Genomic DNA, 7,409 nt, shown 5'->3' on the forward strand with positions numbered 1-7,409 from the left:
AACGGCGTGTGAGGTCGCGCAGCGGTGCGGATGCACCGGCAATGGTCGCAGCTCCTGCTTGTCCTGCATCCACGCCAACATGGATTTCTCTCGTTGCGTATTACACCAACGCTCTAGGATCATGTTGAATTCGTCAAGGTGACGGACTTCTGGTACGGGTACGCAGACATGTCGGCGCACATAGCCGACACCATTCTCTACACCGCCTTTTTCATGGGGCTCACCGGGACGACAAAACTCACTGTCAAAGAGATAGTGCGCTCGTAGACTGGACAGCATCTCATGCTCCTCACGAAGAGGACCGGCAAGAATCTTCGTCACAGCGGTCTTTGGATTGTCATAGCGAACACTTCCCGGCACACCACCGAGCCATTCGAATGCATGCCTATGTCCCTCTAGGAATGCTTCTAACTTCTCAGTTGAAAAAGCACGTGCATAAATCACGCTACTGAAATGGAGGCGCAAGACAAACAGGGAGATTTCCGTCATGACGCCATTGATTCGAATAGCAGCTTTCCCGAAGTCCACTTGCGCTAGTTCTCCAGCATCTGAGGCAAGAGGAACATACGCCTCGGGTCTCTTGTTTCGGAGCCTACGAACCCACATGCGCACTGTGGATTCTGCTGCATCAAACTCGTCGGAGAATTCTTCCTTTAGGCGTTCATGAATCCGGACAGCAGTGTGCTTCTGTTTCCTTGGGACACCCGGTCGCTGATCCTCCCGCAGCCATTGCTCAATCACAGGGATCCAGCGTTCCATGACTGGACGTGGTCGCTCCACAGTGAGGTTGTACTTTGGCACCTCTGAGTCCTCAAGCATTTTTCGAACCGTCTGGCGCGAAATCTTGCATTGCCGACTAATTTCCCGAATAGACCAACCATCTACGAAGTGCTTTTTTCGGATATACTCTTTATCGACCATCCCGTACAAAGTCCTTTCCTCCCATACGCTGAGCGTCGCAACTCTAGCGTACAGGAATGGATTAACGGGGTGGTCAACTTTTTGGTTGTCAATGTACCTCCACGTGGTCAACTTTTATGTTAGCGAACACAAGTACTCAAACGAGTCTTTGAGCAAGTGGGTGGCGTACCAAGGAAGATCTGGTTCGACAACCTGTCTGTCGCCGTGGTCTCTGTGCTGGCAGACGGAGAACGCAAGACGACGGATGCGTTTGCGCGGTTTTGCGCCCACTACCGCTTTGAGCCGCTGTTTTGTAATCCTCGTAGCGGGAACGAAAAAGGCAATGTTGAGAACAGAGACAGATGTATGGTAGAGCGAGCTTTGCGTTGTTGAGAGCTCGTCTGCTCCATGATGCGATGTAACCAACTTGTCCACAAGGCGGCAAATTTTGTAGACCGCCATACTCACGGACACGTAACTCCACCAAAAGTGCGAAGGAGCCACTTTTCGCTTGACGAACACACCATGAAATCACGGAATTCCGGGCGAAACGTCTGGGTTAGAACGAGAAGAAAACCACGAAATCACTGGAAAAATATATAAAATCATTGAGAGAGGCTAGCATAAGAGCAAGCCTACGCTGGCTGGCGTTAGTAATATAGAAGCGACGGTAGTCATACCGTCGCTTTATAATCACTATAAGTTGTAGATTTCTAAGGTACTCCTACCTTTGTGAAGCTCGGAAATCACTTGTGACTCTTTACCTTCTCTTGCTTTCGCCAACTCGGCCACCTTGGCTACCTGTGTTCTCGGTATTACAACAACACCGTCGCTGTCACCAAGGACCAAATCACCAGGGAACACGATGACGTTACCGATTCGCGCTGGCGCATTGACTGCATGCTGTGCTTCGTTGTCTTTGCCTGTTCCGTTGATGCAAATACCTCGTGAAAACACGGGAAAATTAAGCTCGACTAATCTGTCTGAATCCCGAACACAACCATTGATGACAAGGCCGCCAATTCCTCGTTCCATTGCTGCGGTGGTCATGATCTCTCCCCAGTATCCGTACTCGTATGCAGTTCCCACGTCAACAACCAGGATGTCACCAGGGTTTGCTTGGTAAATCGCGCGATGAAGCCAGAGGTTATCACCAGGAGGGGACAGCACAGTCATCGCGTAACCGCAAAGCTTCATCTTTTTAGAAACTGGCTTGATTTGAGATGGCAAATTCCCGATACGGCCTGCGGCCTCATGCACAGTAGAACTAGGGAGTTGCTTTAGAGCATTTAGTACATCCAAGTCGATATCTACAGTTTTCATACTCTCAAACACCCCTCTTCGTTTGTAGGGAATGATATTTGAAGGTCTTCCTTGCCTCATCCAACCGCATTCCACTCTTTATTGCGGTACGAATTTGACTCTCCGCTTCTTCGATTTCGAGCGAAATTTCGAGAACGCGCTCCTCATATTCTGCGGGGATCACGACGACGCCATCTGTATCGCCGAGGATAATGTCGTTTGGTCGTACTCGAACACCGGAGAGGGAAACTGGCACGTTAATCGCCTCTAGTTGCACCCGGTCCTTTCCGGTTCTCATATATCTTCCTTTACTAAACACCGGATAGCTAATTTCGGAGTACAGACTGGTGTCTCGGCATACTCCATCGATGACTGTTCCACCAATGCCCTTCATCGAAGCCATCGTAGTCAAGATGTCGCCCCAGACCGTGCAATTCAGACGTCCCGCGTTGTCAATGACAATAATGGTGCCTGGGTCGATGTCATCAATAAAATCGCCCACATTTCCTTTGTCCACTCCGACTGGTTCGTATTTAAGAGTCAATGCTCGGCCAATCAATCGAAAGTTGTGATCAATCGGAGTGATTCCTAGACATGCGCCCTCCAGTCCAATTCTGTCCAAGGCATCCGATACGGTAGGCGTAGAAAGTTTGTTAAAGCGTTGAAGGATGTTGCTCATTGTAATGCCTCTCTCCTCGTAAATTAAATTCTTGTTGTTAATGGTTTATTACTGTTCACAGCGAGATAACCGATAATCCCTAAAACAGTAATACCGGCATTGACCAACAACACAGCATTCCATCCGAGGTTTTTCGCAAGGATAGGGGCCAGGGTAGGTACAATACTTGCTGCGATAAACCCCCACATGTTCATCCACCCACCAACTGTTGATGTGTACTGCTGGCCTATGTCTGTAGAGATCGCCCAAGCTAACGTTTGTGAAAAGCCTGCCATGCCAAGTGCCAAGCTAATCCACAAGATATTGCCGATGGCAGATGCAGCCGTCGTACTTAGTACAAGTGAGATTCCAGAAATCACAAGAGTAATAACACAGACTAGGTTTCGGGAAATATATTTCGACCTGCCGCTTTTCAACAGAGAATCACTCAACGTTCCAGCGACAAGTACAGCGATGGTCATGAATATCCATGGGACAGCTGTGTAAAAACCCATGGACTTAAAGGAAACGCCTCTCGCTGCTTGAAGATAATATGGCAACCAATAGACGAAGAATTGGACAACCCACAATGTGGAGAAATACCCCAATGCAATCATCCAAAAAGAACGTTGTTTCAAGAACATGGACCATTGACCTTTAGGAGCATCATTTGTTTTGGTCGTGAAATCCTCGTCCCTGATATAAGCAAGCTCTTGTTGACTGACACGACGGTGCTCTTCAGGTCTGCTGCGCATCGTGACGAACCAAACGACTGCACACAGGATTCCAAATAATCCGGTCAAATAGAAAGGTGATCTCCAGCCAAATGCGGCAACCACTGCTACGATAATCGGTGGCCCAATTACGTTGGAGAAAAATGCCCCGCCATTCATCAATGAGTTTGAACGTCCACGTTCATGCTTTGGAAACCAGTTCGCGTAGAAGTGATTGCCCGCAGGAAACAGTGGTGCTTCCCCAAACCCAAATAAGAAGCGAACAATGACTAATCCAGCAAATGACCCTACGGCCCCGGTCAGGATTGTGAAAACTGACCAAAGAAAGAGGGAAATCGTTAACATGATACGTGAACCACGTTTCTCAATCAGAATCGAACCCGGAATTTGGAAGATGAAATAACCCACAGAGAAAACCGTGGTCAATATTCCAAACTGAACGGTTGAGATATGAAGCGCTTTCATGATGGGCGAAGCTGTAACAGAGAATACCGCTCTGTCTAGATAGGCACATAGACATAGAATCAGTACCAATGAGCCTCCAAACCAACGAACATTGGTTCGTTTCATCGACGAACGTTTGATAACGGCGCTTGTTTCGAGATTACCCAAACTTGTCACCTCCGAAGAATAACTACCGTCAACGCCGGTTTTGACTATGATTGTTAATCAGTATCTTCCAAATGTAAAACGAATCATTTTGCTATAAAATATAAATATCTTCGATATTTGAGGGGATATTTATGGACTATGATTCCATTGAGACATTTCTAACTATTGTAAAAACCCACAGTCTCACGAAGGCAGCGGAGCTACTGAATCTGACTCAATCATCTGTGAGTCATCGCCTAAAGTCTTTAGAAAGCTCGTTAGGTATGACACTTATCGAACGAGGAAAGGGACGACGCGGGATAACAGTAACACCTTCAGGGGAGGAGTTTATACCCATTGCTGAACGTTGGTGGGAAATCTGGCGGGAGGTGCAACTGCTGAAGACCGAGGGTCCAAAATTGTCCCTGCTGATAGGCTCGGTTGACAGTGTAAACGTATACGTCCTGCCCCAGGTTTACAGGAAGTTGATTCAGCATGTACCAGCCATCGATATTCAGATACGAACGCAACAATCGACCGAACTGTATGACCTTGTCGAACGTCGGGAGGTAGACATTGCGTTCGTCCTAAGAGAGCGTTACTTACCGTCGGTGGAAATTAAGCCGTTCTTTACTGAGCCCATGGTGGTCGTACGTCTCGGTCAGTACGAAGAGCATGGAACGACCGTCCATCCGAGAAACCTCGATCCATATGATGAATTGTTTATAAATTGGAGTCCGGCTTACCAAATGTGGCACGACAAATGGTGGGGTTCCCATGCAAATCCTTCAAGAATGCGTCTCGACACAGCACAGTTAATCTTAGCAATTATGGAGCATCCAAGACAGTGGGCCATAGTTCCTTTGTCTATGGGCCGCTTCTTTATAAGAACCGGAAAATTCATCATCCAAACATTGACAGATACACCACCAAGTCGAATCTGCTACCAGATTACCCATAAGTCGCCGAGGCAAACCGCGTTACGGCCGATGGCTATCTTTAATCAGTATTCCGAACTCTTGAAGGCCGATATGAATGTTGCTCTTGTGGAATCATAATATCGTGCATAAAAGCATGTGGGAGGGGATGGGTATAGAAAAGCCCATCTTCCTCCTATTCTACTGACAGTTGCTATGACAAAGTACGAACTGGAGAACCCGCTAGATAAGCCTGAATATCTTTCACGGCATCACTGTACCAAACCTCATACGTCGATCGAGTAACGTAACCGATGTGAGGGGTAGCTAAGACATTAGGGAGAGACCGGAAAGGACTGCTTTCAGGAAGGGGCTCTATTTCGTAAACGTCTAGCCCAGCGCCAGCGATGGATCTATTTTGGAGAGCGTCGATGAGGGCCGCCTGGTCTACGATAGGTGCGCGGGATGTGTTGATAAGGTATGCCGAAGGTTTCATCAGTTGTAAGTCATGTGCACCGATGATTCCTTTTGTCCTTTCACTCAAAACAAGGTGGATGGAAACATAGTCACTAGTCTTCAATAGTTCGTCCTTTGAACTAGCTAAGCGCACGCCTGCTGCACTAGCACGTTCCTCCGTCAGATTTTCACTCCATGCGGCAACTTCCATACCAAATGCCTTACCTACTCGAGCTACATCCGTCCCGATCTTGCCAAGGCCAATAATACCGAGTTGTTTTCCGTAAATATCAGTACCAATCGTCGTCTGCCACGAACCGTTCGTTTGAATTGCACGGTTTTCCAGCACAATATGACGGGAAATCCCAAGGATGAGAGCCCACGTTAGTTCTACCGTGGCCTTGGAATGGGATACACCTCCAGTTCCGCAAACGGTAACGCCATGTTGTGCGGCAGCTGCTAAATCAATGGAGGAGTTTCTCATACCGGTTGTAACCAGCAACTTTAACAATGGTAGGCGTGAAAAGGTCGTAGCCCCAAAGGGCGTACGTTCGCGCATAGCTACAACGATTTCGCAGTCACCGATCGCGTTTACTAATTCATTTTCGTCGGTAAAATGTTTGTTGAAGACTCGTACATCGACATCCTCTGTTATAGTTGACCAATCCGCCATACACAGCGCAACATTCTGATAGTCATCAAGCACCGCACACCGAACTTTCAAACACTATGTCCTCCTCTTTACCTACCATGAAGCATGTTACTGTATAGCGTGATAATACCATACCTGTTCCCCCGTATTGAACAGCAGCCATACAGCCCCCCTTACTCGGGCACATCAGACGATTCGACACACTTAACGGGCAACGGCCGCTTATTCGTCCCGGCGGTCGCCCGTCGACCGGATGGCCATGCGTTCGCGGCGGCGGATCGTCGCGATCGCGACGGATGGCGGTCGGCGGCGGAGTTGAACGGGCAAATAGTCGTCCCCAGGAGAATCGTACATATTGTTGCAGCTTGTTAAAGGAGCGTGAGGATAGAGCCGAAAAGCCAATTGTAGATAAGGACGGTCTCTTGAAACAGCGGATTCGTCAGCTATGTGAACAATTCCCACGATACGGATACCGTAGGATCAAGGTCATGTTGTGTCGTCAATACAGCATGCAGGTAAATCACAAACGCGTTCACCGGCTCATGCGAGAAATGGGATTGCTGGTCAAAACACCACACCGAGGGGCTTCTCGCACGAAGTGGTCTGGTAGGATTCCGGTGAGTCGATCGAACGAACATTTTCAATGTGACATGACCAAGATTTGGTGTGGGAAGGACGGCTGGGGATATTTGTTCGCGGTCATCGATGCATACGATCGGGAAATCGATTTCCAACTGGGGTGCAAGGTGCAAACTTGACGCTCAGACCGGCCAACGGATGCCAAATGACAAGTCGGTGATTCGTACAAGCTATGAAGGAGTGCCAGGTAAAACACGAACGCACGGGATATCACAATCCGGATGCGGACGGTTACATTGAGCGCTTTTTCCGGTCACATGAAGGAAGAAGAAATCTGAACTCAGGAGTATGGCAGCTTTACGGAAGCCAAGATAGCAGTTACGACGTACATTGATTTCTACAACAAAGAGCGTCCGCATTCAGCATTGGGCTATCTTACGTCGCGGGAGTTCAAGGAACGGCATCAATTGGAAGCAGCCGCATAGATCCAATTAGCATATTATCAGAAAAGTATGGCCATACAACAAGACCTATTATCTCAAAAGATCATGCGTATTTGTGTTGACTGGATGGGGTGCAATACGCATATGTCTCCTCAAATCGTCCGAGATTTGCTACAA

Annotated in this window: 7 protein-coding genes and 2 pseudogenes; 4 read left to right on the forward strand and 5 right to left on the reverse strand. The window is 48.1% G+C overall.

The features are described from left to right. Positions 1–921, reverse strand: a 921-nt coding sequence (gene istA / locus AAC01S_RS17735) for an IS21 family transposase (RefSeq protein WP_245630282.1), incomplete at its 3' end; no start/stop codon positions are given. Positions 922–1,056: 135 nt separating this feature from the next. Between istA and AAC01S_RS19045 the strand changes: the two are divergent. After that, positions 1,057–1,257: pseudogene (locus AAC01S_RS19045) on the forward strand (IS21 family transposase); the annotation flags it as partial. 339 nt (positions 1,258–1,596) lie between these two features. Here AAC01S_RS19045 and AAC01S_RS17745 read toward each other — a convergent pair. From AAC01S_RS17745 to AAC01S_RS17755, 3 genes are read right to left on the reverse strand one after another with little or no spacing between them, the layout of a single operon-like run. Further along, positions 1,597–2,223, reverse strand: coding sequence for a 4-carboxy-4-hydroxy-2-oxoadipate aldolase/oxaloacetate decarboxylase (locus tag AAC01S_RS17745; protein ID WP_157071277.1), 627 nt, complete (start codon positions 2,221–2,223; stop codon positions 1,597–1,599). A gap of 4 nt (positions 2,224–2,227) precedes the next feature. Beyond that, a complete protein-coding gene (locus AAC01S_RS17750; RefSeq protein ID WP_067625649.1) occupies positions 2,228–2,881 on the reverse strand; it encodes an RraA family protein in 654 nt (217 codons plus the stop codon). Positions 2,882–2,904: 23 nt separating this feature from the next. Next, positions 2,905–4,206 (reverse strand): MFS transporter, encoded by a 1,302-nt coding sequence (locus tag AAC01S_RS17755; protein ID WP_067625654.1) that lies wholly within the window; start codon positions 4,204–4,206, stop codon positions 2,905–2,907. 131 nt (positions 4,207–4,337) lie between these two features. Between AAC01S_RS17755 and AAC01S_RS17760 the strand changes: the two genes are divergently transcribed. After that, positions 4,338–5,243: a LysR family transcriptional regulator gene (locus AAC01S_RS17760; RefSeq protein ID WP_067625657.1), complete on the forward strand. Its 906-nt coding sequence runs from the start codon at positions 4,338–4,340 to the stop codon at positions 5,241–5,243. 73 nt (positions 5,244–5,316) lie between these two features. Here AAC01S_RS17760 and AAC01S_RS17765 read toward each other — a convergent pair whose 3' ends face one another. Beyond that, positions 5,317–6,282 carry a D-2-hydroxyacid dehydrogenase family protein gene (locus tag AAC01S_RS17765; protein WP_067625660.1) on the reverse strand — a complete coding sequence of 322 codons (966 nt, stop codon included), beginning with the start codon at positions 6,280–6,282 and terminating at the stop codon, positions 5,317–5,319. Positions 6,283–6,506: 224 nt separating this feature from the next. Between AAC01S_RS17765 and AAC01S_RS20315 the strand changes: the two genes are divergently transcribed. Together AAC01S_RS20315 and AAC01S_RS20320 are read left to right on the forward strand one after the other, a co-directional pair. After that, positions 6,507–6,968, forward strand: a complete 462-nt coding sequence (locus AAC01S_RS20315; RefSeq protein WP_157071278.1) for an IS3 family transposase — start codon at positions 6,507–6,509, stop codon at positions 6,966–6,968. Positions 6,969–7,142: 174 nt separating this feature from the next. Beyond that, positions 7,143–7,274, forward strand: a pseudogene (locus tag AAC01S_RS20320) (integrase core domain-containing protein); the annotation flags it as partial. Positions 7,275–7,409: the final 135 nt, after the last annotated feature.

Origin of the sequence: Alicyclobacillus acidiphilus NBRC 100859, from assembly GCF_001544355.1 — a bacterium.
Taxonomy (GTDB): Bacteria; Bacillota; Bacilli; order Alicyclobacillales; family Alicyclobacillaceae; genus Alicyclobacillus; species Alicyclobacillus acidiphilus.